21 protein-coding genes are annotated in these 25,456 nt (G+C 38.8%); 9 read left to right on the forward strand and 12 right to left on the reverse strand.

Annotated features, from left to right (window positions below; genetic code table 11):
- Window positions 1-65 precede the first annotated feature (65 nt).
- The 3 genes from dcm to H6G28_RS18770 form a co-directional block, all read right to left on the reverse strand.
- The gene (gene dcm / locus H6G28_RS18760) at window positions 66-1,190 is read right to left on the reverse strand and encodes a DNA cytosine methyltransferase (RefSeq protein WP_190673027.1); all 1,125 of its coding nucleotides are present in this window, start codon (window positions 1,188-1,190) and stop codon (window positions 66-68) included.
- 36 nt (window positions 1,191-1,226) lie between these two features.
- Window positions 1,227-6,851 (reverse strand): trifunctional serine/threonine-protein kinase/ATP-binding protein/sensor histidine kinase, encoded by a 5,625-nt coding sequence (locus H6G28_RS18765; RefSeq protein ID WP_190673030.1) that lies wholly within the window; start codon window positions 6,849-6,851, stop codon window positions 1,227-1,229.
- Window positions 6,852-7,307: 456 nt separating this feature from the next.
- Entirely contained in the window at window positions 7,308-7,958 is a 651-nt protein-coding gene (locus H6G28_RS18770; RefSeq protein ID WP_190588768.1) for a response regulator, read from the reverse strand.
- Between the two features lie 142 nt (window positions 7,959-8,100).
- On the opposite strand from H6G28_RS18770, the gene lipA reads away from it, so the two are divergent.
- Together lipA and psaX are read left to right on the forward strand one after the other, a co-directional pair.
- Window positions 8,101-9,024 carry a lipoyl synthase gene (gene lipA / locus H6G28_RS18775; protein WP_190673033.1) on the forward strand — a complete coding sequence of 308 codons (924 nt, stop codon included), beginning with the start codon at window positions 8,101-8,103 and terminating at the stop codon, window positions 9,022-9,024.
- Window positions 9,025-9,149: 125 nt separating this feature from the next.
- Window positions 9,150-9,287 carry a photosystem I protein PsaX gene (psaX, locus tag H6G28_RS18780; RefSeq protein ID WP_190588770.1) on the forward strand — a complete coding sequence of 46 codons (138 nt, stop codon included), beginning with the start codon at window positions 9,150-9,152 and terminating at the stop codon, window positions 9,285-9,287.
- 21 nt (window positions 9,288-9,308) lie between these two features.
- Here the strand turns inward: psaX and H6G28_RS18785 are convergent, their stop codons facing one another.
- On the reverse strand, window positions 9,309-10,199 hold the full coding sequence (locus H6G28_RS18785; RefSeq protein ID WP_190588771.1) for a branched-chain amino acid ABC transporter permease: 891 nt from the start codon (window positions 10,197-10,199) through the stop codon (window positions 9,309-9,311).
- A gap of 190 nt (window positions 10,200-10,389) precedes the next feature.
- On the opposite strand from H6G28_RS18785, the gene hrmK reads away from it, so the two are divergent.
- The gene (gene hrmK, locus H6G28_RS18790; RefSeq protein WP_190673035.1) at window positions 10,390-12,189 is read left to right on the forward strand and encodes a hybrid histidine kinase/response regulator HrmK; all 1,800 of its coding nucleotides are present in this window, start codon (window positions 10,390-10,392) and stop codon (window positions 12,187-12,189) included.
- Window positions 12,190-12,249: 60 nt separating this feature from the next.
- Window positions 12,250-13,101, forward strand: a complete 852-nt coding sequence (larE, locus tag H6G28_RS18795) for an ATP-dependent sacrificial sulfur transferase LarE (protein ID WP_190673045.1) — start codon at window positions 12,250-12,252, stop codon at window positions 13,099-13,101.
- A 363-nt stretch (window positions 13,102-13,464) separates the two neighbouring features.
- Here larE and H6G28_RS18800 read toward each other — a convergent pair whose 3' ends face one another.
- Together H6G28_RS18800 and H6G28_RS18805 are read right to left on the reverse strand one after the other, a co-directional pair.
- On the reverse strand, window positions 13,465-13,827 hold the full coding sequence (locus tag H6G28_RS18800; protein WP_190588774.1) for a DUF4864 domain-containing protein: 363 nt from the start codon (window positions 13,825-13,827) through the stop codon (window positions 13,465-13,467).
- A 5-nt stretch (window positions 13,828-13,832) separates the two neighbouring features.
- Window positions 13,833-14,984, reverse strand: a complete 1,152-nt coding sequence (locus tag H6G28_RS18805; protein WP_190673048.1) for an SGNH/GDSL hydrolase family protein — start codon at window positions 14,982-14,984, stop codon at window positions 13,833-13,835.
- An 894-nt stretch (window positions 14,985-15,878) separates the two neighbouring features.
- On the opposite strand from H6G28_RS18805, the gene H6G28_RS18810 reads away from it, so the two are divergent.
- Window positions 15,879-16,091, forward strand: a complete 213-nt coding sequence (locus tag H6G28_RS18810) for a hypothetical protein (RefSeq protein ID WP_015113380.1) — start codon at window positions 15,879-15,881, stop codon at window positions 16,089-16,091.
- A gap of 42 nt (window positions 16,092-16,133) precedes the next feature.
- Here the strand turns inward: H6G28_RS18810 and H6G28_RS18815 are convergent, their stop codons facing one another.
- The 6 genes from H6G28_RS18815 to H6G28_RS18840 form a co-directional block, all read right to left on the reverse strand.
- Window positions 16,134-17,039, reverse strand: a complete 906-nt coding sequence (locus tag H6G28_RS18815) for a DNA-methyltransferase (protein WP_190673051.1) — start codon at window positions 17,037-17,039, stop codon at window positions 16,134-16,136.
- Window positions 17,040-17,421: 382 nt separating this feature from the next.
- Window positions 17,422-18,162 carry a DUF6745 domain-containing protein gene (locus H6G28_RS18820; RefSeq protein WP_397329814.1) on the reverse strand — a complete coding sequence of 247 codons (741 nt, stop codon included), beginning with the start codon at window positions 18,160-18,162 and terminating at the stop codon, window positions 17,422-17,424.
- A 67-nt stretch (window positions 18,163-18,229) separates the two neighbouring features.
- Complete coding sequence (locus H6G28_RS36430; RefSeq protein ID WP_199332888.1) at window positions 18,230-18,595, reverse strand: hypothetical protein; 366 nt, start codon at window positions 18,593-18,595, stop codon at window positions 18,230-18,232.
- Window positions 18,582-18,755 (reverse strand): hypothetical protein, encoded by a 174-nt coding sequence (locus tag H6G28_RS18830; protein ID WP_190673237.1) that lies wholly within the window; start codon window positions 18,753-18,755, stop codon window positions 18,582-18,584. Before H6G28_RS18830 ends, H6G28_RS36430 begins: the two co-directional genes overlap by 14 nt.
- Window positions 18,752-19,768 carry a DUF6745 domain-containing protein gene (locus tag H6G28_RS18835; RefSeq protein WP_190673054.1) on the reverse strand — a complete coding sequence of 339 codons (1,017 nt, stop codon included), beginning with the start codon at window positions 19,766-19,768 and terminating at the stop codon, window positions 18,752-18,754. Before H6G28_RS18835 ends, H6G28_RS18830 begins: the two co-directional genes overlap by 4 nt.
- A complete protein-coding gene (locus tag H6G28_RS18840; RefSeq protein ID WP_190673056.1) occupies window positions 19,755-20,048 on the reverse strand; it encodes a DUF8820 family protein in 294 nt (97 codons plus the stop codon). The genes H6G28_RS18835 and H6G28_RS18840 overlap by 14 nt, the downstream gene beginning before the upstream one ends.
- Before the next feature lie 471 nt (window positions 20,049-20,519).
- Here H6G28_RS18840 and topA point away from each other — a divergent pair, with 471 nt between their 5' ends.
- The 4 genes from topA (at window position 20,520) to H6G28_RS18860 (ending at window position 25,396) form a co-directional block, all read left to right on the forward strand.
- The gene (topA, locus tag H6G28_RS18845; RefSeq protein WP_190588780.1) at window positions 20,520-23,168 is read left to right on the forward strand and encodes a type I DNA topoisomerase; all 2,649 of its coding nucleotides are present in this window, start codon (window positions 20,520-20,522) and stop codon (window positions 23,166-23,168) included.
- 561 nt (window positions 23,169-23,729) lie between these two features.
- Window positions 23,730-23,828 carry a DNA topoisomerase I gene (locus H6G28_RS18850; protein WP_162491113.1) on the forward strand — a complete coding sequence of 33 codons (99 nt, stop codon included), beginning with the start codon at window positions 23,730-23,732 and terminating at the stop codon, window positions 23,826-23,828.
- 24 nt (window positions 23,829-23,852) lie between these two features.
- On the forward strand, window positions 23,853-24,305 hold the full coding sequence (gene aroQ, locus H6G28_RS18855) for a type II 3-dehydroquinate dehydratase (RefSeq protein ID WP_190588925.1): 453 nt from the start codon (window positions 23,853-23,855) through the stop codon (window positions 24,303-24,305).
- Window positions 24,306-24,469: 164 nt separating this feature from the next.
- A complete protein-coding gene (locus H6G28_RS18860) occupies window positions 24,470-25,396 on the forward strand; it encodes an ADP-ribosylglycohydrolase family protein (RefSeq protein WP_190673059.1) in 927 nt (308 codons plus the stop codon).
- Window positions 25,397-25,456 lie beyond the last annotated feature (60 nt).

The raw sequence follows: 25,456 nt of genomic DNA on the forward strand, positions 1-25,456 counted from the left end.
ATTATTGTAACTAAATTTATGGATTGTTAGACAATTTGTGCTTGCTGCAATGCCACAGTTTTGTCTTAGTTAATTCCTAAAAAATCCAGAATAGTTCTCGCTAACCCCTGAGACAGCAAGTAAGGTACACCATTACCGATGGATTTAAACATATTAGTCAAAGACATCAAATCAGGAAGTACAAAATTTTCTGGTAAAGATTGTATGGCTAAAGCTTCAGCTACAGAAATTCGCCGCATTTTATAAGGATGTAAATGTACTTCATTATTGCCATAGCAAGCTGTGGGAGAATAACGCCAACGGTGCAGACGTTTAAATGATTTCTTAGAATCATCTCCTTCATCAACAGTCGCAAATTTACTCATCCCGGCTCTGGGTTGAAAATAATGCTGAGTATTAGGATGATGCTGAACGTTATTTTTTCTAAACCAAAATTCCACAGTTAATTCTGGAATAATATTCTCCGGGCAAGGTAATAAAGAATCTGCTTGAAATGATTGGTATCGCGGCCAAGAACAAGCGAAAATCTCTGTCTGAGAATATGTTGTATATTTTTGCCAAAAGCCTAGATTTACCTGTTTTTTTATTTTATTTTGATTGATAAAATTCTGATGAAAGCCTATGATAATAATTCTTTCTCTATCTTGAGGTACGCCATATTCAAGTGCATTAATCAAGCGTTCCGTTAAAAGATAGCCAGCTTGCTGTAACCGAATTTTTAAAGATTCAAAAAATATACGGTGTTTTTTAGTTCGACATAAACCTTTAACATTTTCAAATAAAAAGAAATCAGGCAGATTCTGGCAAATTAATTCAATATATGCAGCAGAAAGTTTACCGTTATCTCCCAAGTGTCCTTTATTTTTACCGCCAATCGAAAAATCAGGACAAGGCGGGCCACCAATAAAACCAATAATATTATTAGACTTACGGCAATCTTTGATTAATTCTAATAAACCTTGTGCTTGTATTCCTGCAACTAAGTTACTGACATCACCTGCTTCCCCGTGATGATATCCATATTCAGACAGTGGTAATTTAAGTAATTCTCTAGAATAACGGTATGCTGCCATGAAAGGTGCGAAAATTTCATTGACATAAACCACATTAAAACCGCTATGTTCAAAGCCTAAATCGAGAAAACCAGCACCAGCAAAAAATGAGAAAATAGCAGGGCGATCGCTATTCATTAGCAATTTTAATCAGGACATCTTTAAATTTACCATTTATCGCATTGGTATCTCAATCACAAACTCAGTACCTTGATTTAATTCAGAATGGTAAAATAAATTACCCTGATGCTTATCCACTACAATCTGATAACTAATTGACAACCCTAACCCAGTCCCACCACCTACATCTTTAGTGGTAAAAAATGGGTCAAATATTTTTTGACTAATATCTTCTGGAATACCACCACCATTATCTGCGATCGTAATTCTGATCATCCGAGATGCGGTTAACTCTGTACAAATTTTAATTTGAGGCTGTTGATGATTTTGGAGACATTGAGTATTTAAAAAACTGCCTCTTAAGGCATCAATCGCATTACTCAAAACATTCATAAAAACTTGATTCAGTTGACCGGCATAACAAGTGACTTCTGGTAAATTACCATATTCTTTAATTACACCAATTTCTGGTAAATTATTTTTTTCTTTTAGTTGATTTTGCAAAATCATTAAAGTGTTATCAATACCCTGATGAATATCAACAGGTTTCATATCCGATTCATCTAAGCGAGAGAAATTGCGTAAACCTAGAACAATATCTCGAATCCGTGAACTGCCCATTTTCATCGAATCTATCGTTTTCGGTAAATCATCAACCAAAAACTGCAAATCTATTTCCTCAGTTTTTTCAGCAATTATCGGTGTGGGATTTGGATATTCTTGTTGATATAAATCCATTAAATCTAGTAAATCACTGACATAATCATTCGTATGTACAATATTGCCATGAATAAAATTGATGGGATTATTAATTTCATGGGCAATACCAGCTACCATTTGACCCAAAGAAGACATCTTCTCACTTTGAATTAATTGAGCTTGCGTTCTTTTTAACTCCTGGAGTGCTTGTTGCAATTTGTCGTTTTTATCTTTAAGCTCGTTGGTTCTTTCTGCAACTTTGGCTTCTAAATTATGATTATATTCTTCTAATTGTTGCTTAGTTTTATTTAAGTTTTCATAGAGTATCGCATTCTCTAAAGAAATTGTAGCTTGACTAGTGAGAAGTTTGAGGACTTCTAGGCGATCGTTTGTAAATGCACCTGTAGCTAAATTATTTTCTAGATATAATATCCCCAGCAGTTGGTTTTGATTGATCATCGGCATACACAGCAGACTTTTTGGTTGTTCCCGCATAACATACATATCTGCCGCTAAAAATGCCTGATTGATCGCATCATCAACCACTAAGATTTCTCGACTACGTTTCACATAATTAATTACCGCCTGCGGTACCTCGCTGCAAGACTCTAAATCAATAGAAGTAAATTCTGTATAGATACAAGCTAAATTAAGAATGGAACTAATAGCTCTAACAGTGAAACTTGAATTATCAGCTTCATTTAAAACTAAAACACATTTAGATGCGCCTACATTTTCCATCACAACTGTCATCATTGTTGACAGCAAATCTGGCAGATTAATTTCTCCTGATAGCGCCTGGGAAGCTTTAATCACAGATGCCAAATCTAACATATCGGAAATGCTAGTATTAGAACTCATAACAGTGTCATGACTGCTGATAGAAGTCTGCATATTATGAGTTAAAGATGTACTAAATTCGGCTTCCCTATGTGGCTGAAAATCTTGGCTGAGTTGTTCTTCCTGAATAATAGCCGCCAGTAAATAAGGATGACGTTTTTGCAAATCTTGAGCTTTAGTTAATGCTCCCCAACGAACATAACCATAGTAAGCATCAATTAAGTAAGCTTTAGCAATCTTTTCTTTATCCCAAGTTAAATAAAAATTAGCAGCCAATTCATTAGCTAAGGCTTCTTCATGGATAAATTCATTTTCCTTAGCTGACGAAATAGCACGGTCATAAAACTCTATTGCTTCTAGATATTGATTTAGCACTCGATATTTTTCAGCTTCTACTAAATAAAATTTATTTAAATAATTACTAGAAGCACTGAGCGACCATCTTTGCATTCTTGCTTGATTTGCTCCAACCTTAGCCAATATCTCTTCCTGTTGAGGCGAGTCAACCTCATGATATATAGCCAAATGAACTAGAGAATCATAAAAGAAAAATTGCGGAAATGTAAATTGACCAATTCCCCCAGATAAATACTTTTCAGCATTGATAGCATAATTAATCGCCTCAGAATATTCTCGGAGTAGATAACATAGATGGAGCTTACAGAGATAGAAATATAACAGAGCATTGATATCGTTGGCTTCTCTGTGGATAGAAAGTAATTCTTCCTCATTGTAGGCTTCACCAATTAAATAACAAGGATTCTGCACATTATCTTGTAAATTTAAAACAGTCTGTCGGTAAATTTCAATCCAGTAAAAAACTCTATCTTGTTTAATTTGCTTGACTGCATAACTATAGGTTGCCATCTCTCTTTCTAGAGAGTTTAGTGCTTTCCCACTAAAATATGAAATATAGCAGTATGCTTTGAGAGAATAGGCAGCAAATTCTAAGTCCCCAGCTTCTAAACCTGCCGAATAAGCTTCTAAAAGATACTTTAAAGATTCACTAACGGGATCTTGCCAATGTTTGACATGGGCATTAAATGTCTGAATAACTTTAGCTTTGATTTCTTTATTATTCAATTTAGTTAATAAGCTTGTAGCCAGGTTGCCAAATTTATAGCCAGAGTCAATATCTTCTACTGCGCCACAAAGCATAAATCCATAGCAAACATACACATACGAGGAGAAATCAGAATTACCATATTCCAAAGATAAGTGGATCTGTTTTACAACTAATAAAGGAAATAGTTCTGGAATTACGGTGTAGGCTAAAGCAAGAATACTAGATGAAACACGCATAATTGCTAATGCTGTTGCATCTTGCATAATTGGCAAATCTATTAAACTATCAATACTCCTATGAATAAAGTATTGATTTGTTTCATCTATTGCTTGTTGAATGTCTAATTGGCTGGGATGTTTTGGAAATTCAACGCCAAATAATTTCAAAAAATCTAGTCCAGCCTGGACACCTGCTTGTGCTTTGTTTTGCGCTCCAGATGATTGAATAGTAATTTCAATTACTTTGACTTGATCTAAATTCGTCTTGGCATTAACTAAAACTATTTGAATAAGTTCCTCTGCTTGTGTAAAATCTCCATTTAAATATGCTGCTTCTGCTGCTGTTTCCCATAGAGATAAAGTTAGTGCATATTCAGTATTCCAAGCATATTCGGGAAGTAGTTTAATTCCTGTATTTAAATATTTCAATGCTGCTGAGTAAGCTGTTGAGGCTAAAGCTTTACGTCCAGCAGTCAGATTCATTTCTGCAAGTTCATAACGCTGATTTGGACTGGTAATCAACTCTACAGCTATATTAAATTGATTAACTAGCTCAAAAATTTTCTCCTCTCTTTCTGCTATAGGAATATTTTTTAATAAAAGTAAGCCAATTTTTAAATGAGTTAATTTTTTTTGTTCATTAGCAATTAAAGAATAAGCGGCTTGCTGTACACGGTCATGTACAAATTTATATTTAGGAAGTTGATAGTTATTGAGCTTTGATTTATTGGCACTAGGATGATTAATAACGTCTAATTTGGCATCAACATCATCTGATAAGAAAATATACCCATCATTTTGCGGGATGATGAGACCTTCAATTAATGACGGCCATAAATCTGATGCCGTATCAATCACAGATTTTTCACAGATAATAGCTAAAGTTTTTAAGTCAAACTCGTTACCAATGCAAGCTGCCAGTTGTAATATATTTTGTGTATTTTGCGGCAATTTCTCTATCTGAATTGCCATAAACTCTACAACATCATCTGTAAAAGTAATAGTTTTAATTGTTGCTAAATCATATTGCCAATATCCCGCTTCAAAATTCAATTTTATTAACCCTTCATCATATAATCCTTTGATGAATTGTATAGCAAAAAAGGGATTTCCTTGAGTTTTAGCAAATACCATTTGTGTTAAAGGTATAGCTAATACTTCCGAACAATGAAGTGTATCGGCAATTAAATAGTTTAAACTAGACTGATTTAATGGCAGAAGGTGAATTTGACTTATGTGATTTCCAGATTTCCTAATGTCGTTTAATGTTAAAACTAAAGGATGAATATGAGAAACTTCATTATCTCTATATGCACCAATTAGTAATATATTTCCTTGAGTTGCTTCTATGTCGGTTATTTCACTAATAAGAGTAGGAGAAGTATTTCCACTCATTAATAATTGAATAAATTTTAAAGAAGCATGATCCGCCCATTGTAAATCATCCAAGAATATGACTAGTGGTTGGTCTTTTGTTGTGAATACTTGGATAAATCTTTGAAACAATAAGTGAAAGCGATTTTGGGCTGCACTACCAGATAATTCTACAATTTCTGGTTGTTGACCAATTATTCTGGCTAATTCAGGAATGACATCAAGAATGACCTGTGCTTGTGTGCCTAATGCTGATAATATTTTTATTCTCCATTTTTGAAGCTCAGTATCATTATCTGCCAATAATTGTCCAATTAAGTTACGTAATGCTTGAATTAAAGCCGACAATGGTATGTCACGTTGAAATTGCTCAAATTTACCCTTAATAAAATAACTACGTTGTCTAACAATGGGTTTATGAATTTCATTAATGATAGCAGTTTTACCAATGCCAGAAGAACCTGTGACTAATATCATTTCTGTTTGAGTATTAGCTACCCGCTCAAAAGTATTCAGTAAAGTTTCGACTTCGCGCTGTCGTCCATACAGTTTTTCGGGAATTGTAAATTGACTGGATATATCCTTCTGTGCTAATTCAAAAGGTAATATGCTTCCCGTTTCTTGCCATTGTTTTTGGCATATTTCTAAATCATATCTAAGTCCATAACCGCTTTGATAACGGTCTTCGGCATTTTTGGCAATTAATTTACTAATAATATCAGAGAGAATTGATGGAATATTAGGATTAAGAGAGTTGATTTTTGCTGGCTGTTTAGCAATATGAGAATAAACTAGTTCCATTGGGTCGGAACTGATGAATGGTAGATTGCCTGTTAGAAGTTCAAAAAAAGTTATACCCAAAGAATAAAAATCGCTACGGTAGTCAATAACTCTATTCATCCGTCCTGTTTGTTCAGGGGAAATATAAGCTAAAGTTCCTTCTAAAATATTGGGATTAGTCAAGGATTTAACTTCTTTCGGTAAAAGTGTAGAGATACTAAAGTCAATAAGTTTGATTTCTTCCGTAGTGGGATGAATTAAAATATTAGCTGGTTTGATATCTTTATGAATAATTCGATGACGATGTAGTAGTTCTAAGGTCGTGGTAATTTTAATAGCAATATTAAAAAATTCGTTCAATGACAGGTCACTTTCGCCAATTTTATATTTTTCTAAGCGCCATTCTTTGAGAGATATACCACCAAAATCTTCCATAACCAAAACATAGCCATTGCGATAGTTTTCTAGGCTATATGGTTTGACAATACCGGGAATTTCCAGATTTTGAGTAATAGTGTATTGGTTGCGAAATTGGGCAATTTCTATAAAAGTGGGATATTCATTCCGCATCAGTTTGAGAATGACAGGTTTTTGGTCTGCTTCTCTCAAGCCACGATATACTATGGTTTTACTACCATAGTATATTTGCTCAGTAATTTGATAACCAAATATAGGATATATCGTGTCTGATACTGTTAACATCTCAGCCTTTGCCTTGAACTAAGGACTATTATTTCAGTATTCCCAGAAATCAATTACTAATATCATTAGAATAACGAAAATTTTGTTATGATTTTTTATAAATATGCTTTGTAATAGAAAAATTAGTTATTAACAAAAGTTTAGTAATAACAAATAATTATTAATTTGCAGTGTCATTTATATTGCATAAAAGCGTATATGCGTATAATTATAAAATCAAGATATTTTTTGCACCTAAGAAAAATAATCGAGTAGAGATTTTTCTATTAATATCTCTACTCGATTATTTTTGGTAATTATTGACTACTAGTAATGTTATTTCTTTCTAGAAAATTTACGATTTATAGTACTTTTTCTAGTAAAAGACTAGAAAGTTATACTATATTTAATCGAGATTGAATGAGAATTTGGAGAAGAAACTATTAAAGGCAACAGAGACTAAAGCAAGTTTGAACTTTACTTAATTTTCTGTTTAATAAAGGTGACTACCTGAGCTAACTGTTTTTTCAAGCCATCTATTTCAGTTTGCATTTGAACTATTTTCTCATTCAGTGCTTTAATTTCTGCTAAAGAAGCTGTTTCAACAGGAGATGCTGATGGTAGTGGCGAGTGGTCAATACTGACTGTAGCTACTGTTTCTTGTTCGGCGATCGCACTTGTACTAATTGTATTTGTACTAGCGCCATTTTTAGCCGCCCCAACTCCTACTAAAGCAGGTTCAGGGCGTGGCAGCTTGGCCTTAGCCATTGCTGATTTAATCGCGTCAATCAGTTGCTTTTTATCAAATGGTTTACCTAGAAAATCAAAATATTCAAATGGTTCGGGGATTTTTTCGGTAACTTCTTCCTTGCGACCAGACATGATCACTAAAGGAATTTTTCTTAAATCTGGCTGGGCTTGAATTTGTTGAAAAACTTCCCAGCCACTCATTTTGGGTAGTAGGAAATCTAACATAATCAAGCTGAGTTTTTCTTGACGGATAAAATTAAGTCCTTCCACCCCGTCTTTTGCTTCTAACACCTCGAAGTTACCTGGAGGTAACATTTCTCGGACTTTTACCCTGACAACGGTAGTGTCATCGATAACTAAAATTTTGTTACTGGCCACGACTGATTTCTCTAACAGAAAATTTAAGTTGCATTACGGCTATGCCGCTTGACCTTGAGAGTCATCCCACTATATCTAAATTTTTTATGGATTGGGGGATAGTATATTTCGGTATAAATAGCTGGAGATTTATCTAGGATTTATGACTTTGTTACCATCAGGGGAATTTAAGTCCGAAATTATGGCTATGCCTAGCTGGTTACGTCGCCCGATTGGCAAAGCCAGTGAAATTTCTACCGTACAAAGCATTATTAAACAGCGCCAAATTCACACAATTTGCGAAGAGGGACGTTGCCCTAACCGGGGAGAGTGCTATGCCCAAAAAACGGCTACTTTTTTGCTGATGGGGCCTACTTGCACCCGTGCTTGTGCTTTTTGTCAAGTTGATAAAGGACATGCACCAATGCCGCTTGATTTAGCAGAACCACAGAAGGTAGCAGAGGCAGTCCAGCTTCTAGGATTAAATTATGTGGTGTTAACTTCTGTGGCGCGGGATGATTTGCCAGATCAAGGGGCGGGACATTTTGTCAAAACAATGGAGGCGGTGAGGAAGTTAAACCCTGGAACTCAAATTGAAGTACTCACACCAGATTTTTGGGGTGGTGCGGGTGTGGGTGAGGCAGGACAGCGCCAACGGATTGAATTGATTGTGAATGCCAAACCCGCTTGTTTTAATCACAATATTGAGACGGTACAACGGTTAACTGGGCGAGTGCGTCGGGGGGCAAAATACGATCGCTCCCTGCAAGTCTTGGCTATAGTGAAAGAAATTGACCCGACTATCCCCACCAAGTCTGGTTTAATGCTGGGACATGGCGAAACTGTTGCAGAAGTTCTCGAAACAATGGCAGATTTAAGAACTATAGGCTGCGATCGCTTAACTATTGGTCAGTATATGCGTCCTTCCTTAGATCATTTGCCAGTACAAAAATACTGGACTCCAGAGGAATTTGATGAGCTTGGTAGTTTAGCATGGAAAATGGGATTCACTCATGTCCGTTCTGGGCCTCTGGTTCGCAGTTCTTACCATGCAGGAGAAGATACAAGTGTGAAGCCTGAAGTCTGAATTACAACTCATTACTCATAACCCACCACTCCTCCCTCGCTAGACAAATATTTTTAACGAATCTGGGTAATTGGTGCAGCTATTTGGTATTTCTGAAAAAGTCATGACATTAAGGAGAACCTCTTATGGCTACTCAAAACAAAAGTTCCGCAGTGGCAGACAGTGGAGCAAAGCCTCCCTATCCATTTCGTACAGGTTGGGCGTTGCTGCTGTTAGCTCTTAACTTGTTGGTAGCAGCCTACTATTTCCACATCATTGAATAATTAGAAGTGGGCTGGTGCTGCTCAAATCGTGCCTTTAAATAAACCTTTGGGGCGAATGAGCAGCACCAAAATCATAATTAGTAGGGCAATACCTTGTTTGTATTGTGAACCCAGCCAAATAGTGCTAACTTCCTGAGCAATGCCAATGATAAAAGCTGCGGCGATCGCTCCATAAGGGTTCCCAATTCCGCCTAAAATTACTGAAGCAAACAATGGCAAAATTAAAAACCATCCCATATTAGGGCGCACCGCCGTAATTAAACCGTACATACTTCCACCCAAGGAAGTGAGTGTACCAGCAATCAGCCAAGTCCAAAGAATAACTTGCTCAACATTGATACCGGAAACTCTAGCTAAATCTAAATCATCTGCGACAGCTCGCATTGCTTTACCAATTTTGGTGTTTTGCAGGAGGTAATGCAGCCCCACAATTGCTAACACAGCTAGACCTAAAACCAAAAGTTGATTTTGGGGGATTTTGACACCAAAAAAGTCCCAAGCAGAAGTCACAGGAACATTGTAGTTTTGGTTTTTGCCACCCCAAACTAAGATAATGCCATTACGTAAAAATAAAGCTAGACCAATAGAAATAATAATCAGCGTTGTGGAAGTGGCACGAATTAAGCGCATCTTTGACCACAATAACTTTTCTGATAGCAGCATCGCGCCGACGGTTCCCACGGCTGCCAAAATCATCGATAGCCAGATATTCACCCCAGCTGCATTTACCAACAGCGTCAAATACGCACCTAAAGTCAGAAAATCACCATGAGCAAAATTCGATAACCGTAAAATCCCGTAGGTGAGGGTCAGACCAACCGCAGCTAAAGCAATAATGCTTCCTAAAGCAATACCATTGACAATTAGTTGTAGAACTTGTTGTATATCTTGTTGTAGAACTTGTGGAACCATGATTTTTACGCAAATTAGTTACTCTAAAGAAATTAGACTTGAGTGATTTATTCTAAAACTAGTGTTACGTCTGTTACCATAAACAGTAAAAGTTAGAGTTTGTGAACAATTAGGATTTGTGAGCTAATATACATAGAATCTTGTTCGCAATTTTGCGCCAGGCTAAACTTGTTCAACGGTCTAGTTGACCATGCAGCAGTATTCAAGCTTACCAGAACAAAACTCACAGGTAGATACAACGCCAAGTCTTTTGGCAACAATTCAACAACTCCGTGCGGAGTTGTGGTTAGAGTGCAGCTTGAACAAGTTGCAAAGTCGCCTGAATGATTACCTATTGTCTGTTTCTGCGTCTACTTTACAGGTAGAAGCAACAGCAGCAGAAATTTTTCAAACAGTGGTCGATGAACTTGATGTGGCTTTGAATAATAGTAGAGTAGCGATCGCTCTACCTCAACCACAAACAACATTGGCTCAAGTTTGTTATGTGTCAACTTCTGCATCAGCCTTAGAAGTCACACCCCAAAAAGGCAAAAAACTGCGGTTGCAATTAACGCAAATGGTGGAAGTTTCAGACTTGCAGCGCCTTGCTAGTCAACAACCGCCAAGTGCTTGGCCTTTAACCAATAATTCTGAAATGATTGGCTGGCTAATTATTGCTAAAGCACCGCGAGAAGTCCTGACAGCATCACAAATACAACTGAAACCAGAATTATTCACCAGAGTCACCCAACAACTGACTAACGCTCTGGCACAGTTTAAACAAATACAATCTTGGCAGCAACTCTCACAAAATATTGGTAATTCTAATCAGGAACTCGAAAGAACAAATCAACTCAAAAATCAGTTTCTCGCCAATACCAGCCACGAAATTCGCACACCCTTGAGTTCGATTATCGGATTCACCCATTTACTGTTAGCTCAAGGTTACGAACCCAGCCGAGAACGCCATCAAGAATATTTAAATATTATTCAGTCAAGTGGCAAACACTTGTTAGCACTGATTAATGATATTTTAGACCTCTCCAAAATTGAAGCCAATCAGCTAGAAGTCCAACCAGAAGAAGTAAATGTGCCAGAACTATGCCGTAATGTTTTGGCATTAGTCAAAGAGAAAGCCGCCAACAAAGGCTTAAAACTGCGCCTAGAACTAGATCCTAGCGTGACAACTTTAGTTGCAGATCCCTTGCGCCTCAAGCAAATGCTATTAAATTTGCTCTTCAATGCTGTCAAGTTTACTTGTACTGGGGAAGTGGGTTTAAAAGTTATCCCACAAGCTGAATTTGTCAATTTTACAGTTTGGGATACAGGAATTGGAATTTCTCAATTAGACCAAGAACAACTTTTTCAACCTTATTTTCAGATTGCGAACTCAGTAACTAACCGTGATGAAGGTACAGGCTTGGGTTTGGTTGTCACCAAGAAACTGGCAGAAATTCACGGGGGTTCTGTAGAAGTAGAATCGAAACTGAATCAGGGTTCGCGTTTTACAATTATTCTGCCTGTGACACCAGTAACGGAAGTGCTAGAGCATCCGAAAGCTCAAACAGATGCAGCAGATATTACCTTATGTGCGTCAAATATCGTTCCTAGTTCTAACTTCCGCATTTTATTGGTAGAAGATGATTTACCCAATGGCCAGTTAATGCAAACTTATCTTGAGAGATTGGGTTATCAGGTAACTTGGATTAAAAATGCTACCGCAATTTGGTCAACTCTGGCACAACAAACACCAGGGTTAATTTTAATTGATATTCAGTTACCCGATGAAAACGGGCTAGATGTGGTCAAGCAACTACGTCAAAACGCAGAGTATCAAAAAATTCCGGTAATTGCTCAAACGGCGATGGCGATGAAAGGCGATCGCGAAACTTGTATCGCATCAGGAGTCAATGAATATATTTCTAAACCCCTGGATTTACCACTTTTAGCGGCTTTAGTAGCAAAGTATATTCAATTACCACCACCAGCATCGGAAGCGTCGCCCAGCTAAAACACAGATTTTCTGTACACCTCTACAATGGAAATTGTGGGGAAATGTCAGGAATTCAAAATGAAATTGTCGGAAAAATTAGAGCAACTCAAAGCCTTATTTGGCGAAATGGAACGCGCCTTAATTGCCTATTCTGGTGGTGTAGATAGTACTTTAGTGGCGAAGATTGCTTATGATGTTTTAGGCGATCGCGCTTTGGCTGTAACAGCAGTTTCGCCTTCACTGTTACCAGAAGAATTAGAAGACGCAAAAATTCAAGCCGCAACTATTGGGATTACGCATCAAGTTGTGCAAACCAATGAGATGGAAAATCCCAACTACACATCAAATCCTGTCAATCGCTGCTATTTTTGCAAAAGCGAACTACACGACACACTCAAACCATTAGCTGTAGAGTTAGGCTACCCCTATGTAGTGGATGGGGTGAACGCCGATGATTTACACGATTATCGCCCAGGAATCCAAGCCGCCAAAGAACGAGGGGCGCGATCGCCTTTAGCTGAAATTGGTGTATCTAAATTAGAAGTTCGCCAACTTTCTCAACAACTTGGTTTACCTTGGTGGGATAAACCGGCTCAACCTTGCTTAAGTTCCCGCTTTCCTTACGGTGAAGAAATTACCGTAGCTAAATTACAAAGAGTCGGTAGAGCCGAAATTTATTTGCGGAAACTCGGATGGGATAATTTGCGTGTACGTTCTGAAGGTGACACCGCCCGCATTGAATTAGCCCCAGAAAAAATTAAAGATTTCGTCTTAGCTGTTGATTTAGCTACTGTAGTTACCGCATTCCAAGAATTTGGCTTTATCTACGTCACCTTAGATTTAGAAGGTTATCGTAGCGGCAAATTAAATCAAGTCTTGAAGGTAAATTTAGAAGGCAGAAGCCAGAAGTCAGAAATCGGAATACTATAACCTTTTCTAGTCTGCTGATGTACAAATTTATCTGCGTCCATCTGCGTCCATCGGCGGTTAATTATTTTTGTCTAGTAACTCACTAGAGTCAGAAACGCTATGTAGGAATAAAAGAAATTATTTCTAGATGATCAGGACTTACGCAAAATCATGAAAAAACGAACCACAAAGGGCGCATAGACGCGATAGCGGCTTCCCGCAGGGTAGGACACGAAGTGAAGAGGATTTAAGAGGGTTTTTGCGTAAGTCCTAATGATTATTCTAGACAAATATTTCTCGACTATAGCAATCCTCAATCATCAACAAACCTCTCTCCCTTGTCTCCCTTGTCCCCCTTGTCTCCCTTGTCTATTAATTAATAATCTAAGTAATTTCCGCTTCTACTGATACTAAAATGCAACCGTTGATTTTCCAAGTATCATCGCGTTGCTGTTCCATAAAATATAACGCCCGCAACGGCGTACCATGAGGACTCAACAATAATACAGGTTGAGTTATATTGTCTTGAATAATAGTAATTTTTTCAAACATCACCGAACGAGGACGATACACCGCCGGGTAATTTAGCATTACCATCCGCATAAAGTTTTCTGGGCTTTGAAATTGTTCTTGAATTCCCGCACTTGCAAAAGTAAACGCAGTTTGAGCATCATCTTGCTGAAAAGCCGCTAATTGACTTTCAATCACAGAACGGATGGCAATAGCATCAGTATCATGAATTTCCATAAATTTTAAAACTGCGATCGCAATTTTTCCTGTTCACGCTGAGTCAACTTGTACTCGACTTGTTCTAGTGCGGAACGCCAAACATCATATCCCTCCTGGGATAGATGTAATCCATCAGTGGTTAACTCTAAGCGCAAATTACCTTCAAAATCGGTAAACCAATCATGAATATTTAAATAATTTGCTTTCTCTTGTTGAGCAATTAGGGACAATTGAAAATTAATCCGCCGAATTCGGCTATTAGAAATTGTTGGTAAGCTTGCTGGCAAAATTGATTGCACAATTATCTCAGTTTTTGGGTGTTCCTTTCGCAAACGGCGGATAATTTGGCGGTAATTTTGCAAAATCACTTCATCTTTTAGCCCTCGGCGTAAATCATTAATTCCCGCCATGATGTAAATGACTTCTGGCTTTGTAGAGGAAAATGCGCTTAATCTTTTTAAAATTCCGCCAGAAGTATCACCAGATATACCTTGATTTAGCCAAAGTTTGCCACTAGGTAGTTTTTGCGGGGGGAACCACAAACTTAAAGAATCCCCAAGCATAATACTTAAATGATTGTTACCTTGACCTTTAGTCACAGCTTTGGCTTCTAAAGCTAATAAACTCTTCCAATCTTCGTAAGTTAATTGGCGTTGTTTATTAGATTCGGAAAAAGATGGCGCATCATCAGGCATACGTGTATAAATTTGACCAGTCTTTAAAGCCGCTAGTCTTTGGTAATAAAGTTGATATCCAGATGTTAACGGTACATTTGATGATGCTGAACTGCGATGAAATAGTGACTCGATTGGCGCTAACAATCCTGGCTCACTAATTGCTGGTAAAGATTCATCAAGACTTGCAGCTTTTTTATTATCAACTATTGATTGTGAATACTTTAAAGCTGGTGAGGAAATATCCGCACTAGGGATAATTTTTTCACTCACTGTTGAGTGCGAATTTTTTATATGTTGTAAAGCTTGATATCTCAACTCTGGTAAAGACTTGTCAAAGGCAGGAAGATTGTTTCCACCTATCATTAACAGTGAATTATGTTTTGCTGTCCCCAGGTAACTAGAATTTGCTGGCAATCTGTTTGACAGAGGCGAAAGCGTCGATACTGGTATTGCCAATCCTGTTAACAAGCCTACTGCTAACAGATAATTGTGCTTCATCGCTTTGTATTTCCTCATACTTGGTACTTTCCCTTATGACAGCATTTGCTACCTGTGTTCAGGATGATTTTTTTCTTGGTTAAGTTATTATTTTTATTTACACTCAGTAGTACTGTAAAGCAGTTTAACAAGATTACATTTGGAATTCATCATCTCTTTAACGCAACTTTTTATAAAAATAGAAGTTTCTACGTAGTTAACATAGCTTTGCCTGAGCGTTTCCGTGAATCTGCAAATTAGTGAATTGTAGAGATTCGTTCTTTGCAGAACCTTTATACTGTGAGTTAATCACTCAATATATTTACTATACTTAGCAGTAATCTTGCTTAGTATAGCAACAACTAGACGTAAATAAATATACGTAAGTTAATCTTAATGCTTGATGGCAAGCTGATGCCATTACCCGGATGTGGGGAGTGTGGGGAGAGAGGGGAGTGTGGGGGGAAAGATTTCTTTACCATCCTCCCACCCCCTTTCAAGGGCAGGTTTTTAAACCTTCGATAAATAGTTGAGAATATTCTCAATTATGAAACGTAGTTTTAACTGTTCAGACAATAATTTTGGTTTTAAAAGCCCAAAAATTTGTCTAATAAAAAAAGCCTGCCCTTGAAAGCCTCCCACACCTCCCACACCTCCCACCCTTCCCTCTCGTGAGAAATCTAGGAGATGCGATCGCCTAGCTAATTACTGAGTGATAAATTTAGCTCAAAATTGGTGAAATTTACGTCAGTGAGCAAGATACAGCAAAAAAAAGCTCAAAATCAACGTAAAACTTCTTTATAAATCAGCAGATTATGTTTAAATCAGCAATTATTCTTTTGGGTTAAGTTAAATCGAATAACAGATATATAGAAGAACTTTAAGGGAAATGCTAAGATTTAGGCGGTGTCTTGAATGTTATATATTTGTTCTGTGGCTAGAGCTAGTACAGCGATCGGTGTTAGTCCGATTATCAAGGAGATTGTGCAGAAACAGGCACATTCAACTCGTTTAACTCTCAAAGAAGTCATCCTCATGGGGATGTTAGCGATCGATAAGCTTGATGATCAAAATCGTCAAGAATTGGCAGATCAGGTTCATAAAATGCAAGTAGATGGAGAGATTTAAGTAAAATTATTAAGTTTTACTTTGAATCCTCAATAGATTTGGCTACTCAACAAACCGAAAACGACTCCCTGTTACATAATCCTGATTAATTTCAAAAGAAATCCATTGGCGTTTTAAAGTCTCAGCTACAAAACCAGTTGTGTTGGAACCAGCAAATGGATCTAAAACCAGATCACCCTCATCTGTTAGAAACTTGATAAAAAATTCAGCAAACCCCTGCGGAAACCTTGCCGGATGGGGCTGAATTCCCTTAGCTTTACAGCGACGTAAATAAAGACTATTAGATTCTGTGTTGGGAATTTCTAATAAATTTGGTGGAATTGCACCTTGATTGTCTTTTTGAAACTTACCCGAAATTTCATGGCCACTGGGGCGCATTTTTGCTTCATAACCATTTTTGAGTAATCGCTGCATACTTTGGCTATAAGGCTTTAAAACTTTCCGATTATCTGCTTTGGGGTTTGCCGTTTTTGATAACCACCAAACAACATTAACCGCATCTTTTACCCGGATTCTTCTAATTGTTACCCACTCAGCCGGGGTGGGTAGTCTTGCTGGGTTGTAATGATAAAATTCCTGTGCCAGAAAAAAGCCCACTTCCTTACACAACCTCAGCAACAATTCGTATTGATAAAGACTTCGTACAGGATTACCAGGAAGATACGCACCACCTAAATCTAAAACAAATGAGCCGTTATCTGCCAGCACTCTTTTAAATTCCGACGCAAAGGGTAGAAACCACTCAATATACTTTTCTGCACTCTCATTGCCATACTTTTTTTTGCGCGTCAACGCAAACGGCGGCGATGTCAAAATCAGGTTAACGCTGCTTTCTGGCAAAAATTTAATTAGTTGCAGACTATCGCCTAAATAAATTGAGCCGTAACTTTGAGTGTAGTAAGGTGTGAAATTAATAGGTTGTGCTGTATTCTCTGGTTCAGTTGCCAAGATTTATATTGTTGATTAATTTAACTTGAGTTTCACAATTTTTAAAACCCCTCTCCTACAAGGCTAAAGTGTACACACAAAGCTGGGTTAAGTGCATCTGTCCCGCCTCGGAATAAATTCCGAGTCTCATAGCACAAGTCCTCTAAAGAGGACTCAAAGAAAAATTGATTCCAGTCTACTTCAGTAGACTTTGGCTATAAGCCTGGAACTTTAGTTCAAGGCGAGATACGGTTTCATACGGCAAATTTTCGACTTGTGTGTACACCGTAGCCTGCAAGGAGAGAGGCTTTAAAAGGTTATTTTCGCATTAAAAACCAATGATATTTAAGCCCCTCTCCGCTTCGGAGAGGGGTTGGGGAGAGGTTTATTAAATTTATACTTTTCAAGTTTCTATTATAAAATCATCTGGCTCAAGCCCCCAATTAACCCAGCGAATTGCTTCATGGGCTGACAGCATATTTGGGGGAACACGCAAAACATGAATAAAACCTGTACTGGGACAAGTCATTTTTAATAACAAAACTGGTTCAATATCAATAAAATCATTATCAATTCTTAACAGGGTATATCCAGCCCAATTATCTAATTCAATAGCTTGTAAATCTTGGCAAATGCGACTGTAACCCATACCTTGAATTAACACACGCCGCAGTTCTGCATTAGTTTCTGTTAATAACCATTGGGCTTGCCATTGTTGTGGATGAAGTTTACCGTATCTTTCAGGTAAGGTGACACCATGATAAGAGTAAAGGCTATAGCCATCAGCAAATTCAATTGCTGGTTCACCTTCAGCGTGGAGGCGGTTTTCGTTATCGAAGCGGATGTGAATCGGGCGATCGCATACAATTGCTATATGCTCATCAGGGAAAATCCATCCACAATTTTTAATTAGGTTTTGTATAACTAACCAATCTTGCTGAGATAAATCACAATTTAACTCAGATATACAAAAATCTATAAAACTAGCATCAACTACCCATGATTCAGGTGCTATGTATGTTAAGTCAAAAACACTAATATCTAATTCTTCATAAAGAATATCAAAATCTTGAGCTAGTCTGTTATTGATAATTCCACCAAATATTTTATCTATAGCAATCCTAAATGATACATGAGAGTTCAATAAGCCTCAAATGCTTATAAAACAAGGATTTTTGTCTACGTATTTTCTCACAATTGGGGTAGGATTGCTATAGCTCATCTCTTAACTTGCTAAGAAATTCTTGTTTAAGCAAAATAGCTAATTTTTTACTGATTATTTGAAATCTGATTTCTTTTCTTTGTGAAACAAGTATTTTTTCTTCAATTATGTAAGCTTCTTGATTAAAGATAGACTTTTCTAATTGCACAATAAATTCTTCCAAAGCCGCATAAGGACTATCAAAAAATACAATCTGTGGCTCATCACAACCCAAAATTTTATAAACAGCATTCACCGCATCAGCCGCTTTCTCTCTATCAATTCGCTCAGTAGAAAGAGCAATTTGTCGCCACTTCTCTCGATAAACCGGAATCAAAGCTTCTTGCTCAGGCGTGAGTTTTTCAATCAGCAACATATCGCCAACCTTCCGGCTCATACTCACGCTGAATTTTGACTATCCAGTTACTTTGAGGGATAGGAATTGCCTGATGTTCTTCGTGAGTTAAAAACGCCGTCTCCGACATAATTGGTATTACACAGTTGAATTTATTTTCACCCACATACTTATCTTTCAAGTTTCTATTATAAAATCATCTGGCTCAAGCCCCCAATTAACCCAGCGAATTGCTTCACGGGCTGACAGCATATTTGGGGGAACACGCAAAACATGAATAAAACCTGTACTGGGACAAGTCATTTTTAATAACAAAATTGGTTCAATATCAATAAAATCATTATCAATTCTTAACAGGGTATATCCGTCCCAATTATCTAATTCAATAGCTTGTAAATCTTGGCAAATGCGACTGTAACCTATACCTTGAATCAACACGCGCCGCAGTTCAGCATTGGTTTCTGTTAATAGCCATTGGGCTTGCCATTGTTGAGGATGTATCTTACCGTATTTTTCAGGTAAGGTAACACCGTGATAAGAGTAAAGGCTATAGCCATCAGCAAATTCAATTGCTGGTTCACCTTCGGCGTGGAGGCGGTTTTGATTATCGAAGCGGATATGAATCGGGCGATCGCATATTATACAAGCTTTTTTATACAAAAAAATCCAGCCACAAGATTGAACTAAAAAAACGTAATTAGACCATTCTCTCTGGTTGTGATGGCATTGCAAAACAGAAATACAGTAATCAAACGCACAAGAATCCACAGCTAATGCTTCTGTTTTTAAGCAATTCAGAACTAGTTCAGTATCAAGCGTTTCTCCTATTTGCTTATCTAACTGCCAACCAATAGTATTGATTTGTCCTGATAGTCTACCTCTAGCTTCATTCAGCAAATAAGTTAGAAGTTCAGGCTTTAACTGTTCATAAATTTGACTTAAAAAATCAACCCATAATTCTTGACAAAGTTGTTCACTTAGTTTGTGGTATGAATGAATTAAAGCTGCATAAGGACTAGCACAAAAAATAATTTCAGGCTCATTTAAATTAATATGTTTATATATTTCTTTAACTGCCTGGGCCGCTTTCCCTCTATCAATCCGTTCAGTAGACAGCGCAATTTTAAGCCACTTCTCTCGATAAACCGGAATTAAAGCTTCTTGCTCAGGCGTGAGTTTTTCAATCTGCGACATATCGCCAACCTTCCGGTTCATACTCACGCTGAATTTTAACTATCCAGTTACCTTGAGGAATAGGAATCGCTTGATGTTCTTCATGAGTTAACAATGCTATATCTGATAAAACACGCAGATAAAGGGTGCCATCCTTTTCATATAACTCTGCCTCTCCTTCACTAATTTTATGCTTGTGTCCTGTAACCTCACCTTCTGCCAAAATTAAATCAAGTTTCTTTTGTCCGTCAACCTGCTCCACAGGTAGTAAAATAACATCACCTTGGCGAATCGCTTTCATAGTCTTAACTTTGAGCTATACAGTAATGAACCCTACTTTGCTTTTAATCGCAATTTTGATTTAATTTTGGCACAACCTAAAAAATTCCAGAGGTCGCAGCACGCCAGCCAGAACCGCAGCAAAAGAATGTCAGATTGGGTTTTCCTATCGTTTTACCCAACCTTGCACCCCCACCCCCTGATAAAAAAAGTATCGTGCCACTACACTTGAACAGTATTTTGCCAACGGTAGTCGCCAATTATGCTTGAGATAAGTTAAAGATTGAAATAGTTGGAAATTCACCACCAACGTTTCTTTATCTTATGCTCTAAGAAAGACTGCTTCTGAAGTTTTGCGAATTTTCGCATTTCCAGGCAGTTTGTGTGAGGATGAATTCACAGCCCCCAAGCTCGAATTTTCTCTTGACATTTCACAGAACTTGCTTCAATTTGACTGTTTAGCTTGACAGCTATTCTTTTTTTTGAAATTTCCATGTCAACTCTCGTCATCGTCGAATCTCCCACCAAAGCTCGTACCATTCGCAACTACCTACCAAAAGACTATCGGGTAGAAGCGTCTATGGGTCATGTCCGTGACCTCCCCCAGTCAGCAAGTGAAATCCCCACGACCATCAAAGGGGAAAAATGGGCGCAGCTAGGGGTAAATGTGGACGCAGACTTTGAACCGGTGTATGTTGTCCCCAAAGACAAAAAGAAAGTTGTTACTCAGCTCAAAGATGCCTTAAAAGAGGCAACTGAACTCATCCTGGCAACTGACGAAGACCGGGAAGGAGAAAGCATCAGTTGGCATTTATACCAATTGCTGAAGCCCAAAGTTCCGACCAAGCGGATGGTGTTTCACGAAATCACCCAAGAGGCGATAAAAAAAGCCTTGAAAAACTGCCGCACTATTGATGAACAACTAGTCCGCGCCCAAGAAACACGCCGAATTTTAGACCGTTTGGTAGGATATACACTCTCGCCCCTGCTATGGGAAAAAATCGCCTGGGGATTATCTGCTGGGCGAGTCCAGTCTGTAGCTGTGCGGTTATTGGTGAAAAAAGAACGCCAACGCCGCGCCTTCCATGAAGGGACATATTGGGATTTAAAAGCCTATTTAGAACAGGCAAAAGCACCGTTTACCTCCCAGTTAGTGACCTTGGGTGGGACAAAAGTTGCCAGTGGCAGTGATTTTGACCCCAACACAGGACAAATTGCAGCTGGGCGCAATGTGGTGTTACTCACAGAAGCCGATGCTGTGGCGTTGAAAGAACGGTTAACAGGCAAAACCTGGAATGTTACCGAGATGGAGGAACGGCCAGTTACCCGTAAACCTGCGCCACCGTTTACTACCTCCACCTTGCAACAAGAAGCGAACCGGAAACTGAGGCTGTCGGCACGGGATACGATGCGGATTGCTCAAAACTTGTACGAGCAAGGGTATATTACCTATATGCGTACAGACTCGGTGCATTTGTCAGATCAGGCGATCGCAGCTGCTCGTGATTGTGTAGAAAAGCTGTACGGTAAGCAATATCTCAGCCCCCAACCCCGGCAATACACCACCAAATCTAAAGGCGCACAAGAAGCCCACGAAGCCATCCGCCCAGCCGGTAGCACTTTCCGCACACCCCAAGAAACAGGTTTAAGCGGTCGAGAACTCGCTGTTTACGACTTAATTTGGAAGCGTACCGTCGCCTGTCAAATGGCTGACTCCCGCCAAACCCAAATTACTGTGCAGTTACAGGTTGAGGATGCTGGCTTCCGTTCCTCTGGAAAACGCATCGACTTTCCTGGTTACTTACGCGCCTACGTCGAAGGTTCCGACGACCCCGAAGCCGCGCTAGAAGACCAAGAAATTATCTTGCCTAACCTGAAAGTAGGGGATCATCCAAACTGTAAAGAACTCGAAGCAGTTGGTCACGAAACCCAACCCCCAGCCAGATACACCGAAGCCACTTTGGTCAAAACCTTAGAAAGTGAAGGTATAGGTCGTCCTAGTACCTACGCCAGCATTATCGGCACAATCATCGATAAAGGTTATGCCCAATTGGTGAATAATGCTTTAATTCCCACCTTCACCGCCTTTGCCGTCACCAGCTTATTAGAAAAACACTTCCCCGATATTGTTGACCCTAGTTTTACCTCCAAAATGGAGCAAACCTTAGATGACATTGCCGAAGGTGAAGTTAACTGGCTACCTTACCTGCGGGAATTTTATTTAGGTGACAAAGGGTTAGAAACCTTAGTTAGAGAACAGAAAAGTCAAATTGATGCGACTAAAGCTAGAACCGTAGAACTAGAAAATTTAGCAGCAAAAGTCCGCATTGGCAAATACGGCCCTTACATCGAAGTGGAAAACGGTGATGCTGTAGTCACAGCCTCCATTCCCAAAGATTTAACCCCGGCTGACCTCGACCCTAAACAAGTAGAAGTTTTACTCAAGCAAAAAACCACAGGCCCCGACGAACTCGGTCGCCATCCCGAAACAGGTGAGCCGATTTATATCAAAATTGGGACTTACGGCCCTTACGTGCAATTAGGTGACAAAACAGAAGAAAATCCTAAACCAAAACAAGCTTCCATTCCCAAAAACGTGCCGAAAGAAAATGTCACTCTAGAAATAGCTGTTGGTCTTTTAGCACTTCCTCGGACTTTGGGAACCCACCCAGCGACAGGAGGCAGAATTCAAGCTAGTATCGGCCCCTATGGCCCTTACGTAGTTCACGACCAAGGCAAAGAAGGCAAAGATTACCGTTCGTTAAAAGTTGCGGATAATGTTTTAACAGTTTCTTTAGAAAGAGCTTTGGAAATATTATCAGAACCGAAAAAAGGACGGAGTTCGGCTAACAGTAAGTCCAAAGCGGCGTTAAAGGAACTAGGGAACCATCCCGAAGATGATTCACCAGTGAATATATATGATGGCCCTTATGGCCCTTATATCAAGCATGGCAAAACTAACGTCAGCATTCCTGAAGGACAGTCGGTGGAAGAAATGACCCTATCTCAAGCCCTGGAATTGTTAGCCAGTAAAGCTTCATCTGGGAAAAAATCTACCCGCAAAACTACTAAAACAACTAGTACCCGCGCTAAATCAACTGCTAAGTCATCTAAGACCACAGCTAAAAAGAGTGAGGGGTGAGGAGTGAGGTTGAGTTCAGGGGCTTCTACGTGACTCTCTTTATTTAGGGACAAGGGGGACAGGAAGACAAGGGAGACAAGGGAGACAAGGGAGACAGAACGATTAGTCGCGGCTACAGGAATAAAGCCTGCCTTTGCAGGCTGAAATTTCTCATTAGTACTCACACTTCGACTTACCTCGACTTCGCCCAGTGTACAGTACTCAGCACTCAGCACTTAGTGTACAGCCGTCTATTAAGTCTAGAAATCATAACTAATTTCCCATGACAAATGACCATTGACCATTGACAAATGACTCTTGACTATTTTGACAACATACCCATCTTGAGAGAGATGCAGTTCATTAGGTTGTGGATGTGATACTCTAAAAAGTAAGGGAAATCACAACTCGCAACTTTTAAAATGGCTAACCCAGAATCAGAAATTCGGGAATCAGCCAAGTTAGCAGCAAAACGTGTAATAATAAGCCAATTTCCGCGTAGCTGTTAATTAAAGTAGTTAGTAATTCAGGAGCGGTCAGTTCATGGACTATATAGAAAAGGTACTGGAAAGGCTGAAAGAAATGGCTCGCAAGCTAATTGAAGCCCTGCTGGGGCCAGAAGCTGAACCGGAACCGGAACTGATTCCGATTCCAGTCAATGAACGCTCCCGTCGTCGTTAAATCTGAAGGGACTGACAATTGCTGGTGCAACCTTTAAGCATTTTGGTACTGCATGGGCCAAACCTAAATTTGCTGGGACAGCGAGAGCCGGGGATTTATGGTGCTGTAACTTTGGCTGAAATTAACCGTTTATTGCAAGAACAAGCGGCAAAGATGCAAGCAAGTGTGTTTGCCATGCAGTCTAATCATGAAGGCGCTTTGGTAGATGCGATTCATGAAGCTTTAGGTAAACACCAGGGGATTTTAATTAATGCTGGGGCGTATACACACACTAGTGTGGCACTAAGAGATGCGATCGCAGCAGTTAATTTACCAGCAGTTGAAGTACACCTCAGCAATATTTACCGTCGAGAAGATTTTCGCCATCATTCTTACATCGCGCCTGTAGTGATTGGTCAAATTAGTGGTTTTGGCGCACAAAGTTATTTTTTAGGCTTACAGGCTTTAGTGCATCATTTACGAAAGGATGAAGTTTAGCAAGGTATAAATTACTCATACCAGTTCCATAAAAGGCTGCATATTGCCTTCGCTGGCAAATTATCTGCTTCTTCATATCGATTTGGTATAACTTATGCTGCGACTGCTATAAATTGTTAAGGCTGAAATTTCAGGCTTAACACTTTACACTTCATACTTGAGATATGCGCTATTCACTGTTCAGCCGCTTTAGAGGTACTATACTCGGAGCGTTATTAGGTGCAAATTTAGCTAAGTCGGGAGACAAATCACCTCAAGCTGTCTCAGATATTGGCAAATTAATGCTACTGGGTACCGAAAGTTTGGTGAAGCTAGGCAAATTAGATTTGGATGACTGGAAACAGCGTCAGCAAGAAGAATTGCCTAGTTTTTATCTTAATAATCATGCCACTTCTGAAATTATTTTAGCCGCCTTACCAGTGGCACTTTTTTTTCATGACAATTTGCTGAAGTTAAGAAATAATTTACTACACACGTACCAACTTTGGGGAGAAGATCCAGTGGTACGGGATGGAATATTAGCAGTAGGCTACGCGATCGCTTTATCTTTAACCGAAAAATTAGATCCGCAAACTCTTATAGCTCAAATTATTAGTTTTATTGGCGACACACCAACATCATTACCAAAAAAATTATTACAAGTTAATGATTTGTTATCTAAACATGCTGGGTTAGAAACAGCTAAAGCAGAGTTAAATACCAAAGACAAAACTAGCAGTGCGATCGCATTGGCATTTTATTGCTTTCTCAGTACACCAGAAGACTTTCGCTTAACAGTTTTACGCGCAAATCGATTGTTACCTTCACCGATAATAGGTGCGATCGCAGGTGGTTTATCGGGAACCTACAATAGTACAGCCGGAATTCCTACACAGTGGCGAGTTTTATATTTATCAACCGATAACTCTACTGGGATACTGGTCAATTATCCACAGATGTTAGAATTAACCGATGCACTTTTAGCTGTGTGGTCAGGAGTATATAACCTGTCCCTACATCCCAAACCATTGACTTTAGACGGATGTGTGATGCTGGACAAACAAAATTTTGTTTCTGTATTTGCTGCACCGCGCGTCATTCGCTCACGTTAATTAAGCCTTGATCAATATAACTACTTACATAAAATTAAATTTATAAACGCCCAACGGTAC

It is taken from the genome of Nostoc sp. FACHB-190 (genome assembly GCF_014696905.1).
Lineage (GTDB): Bacteria > Cyanobacteriota > Cyanobacteriia > Cyanobacteriales > Nostocaceae > Nostoc_B.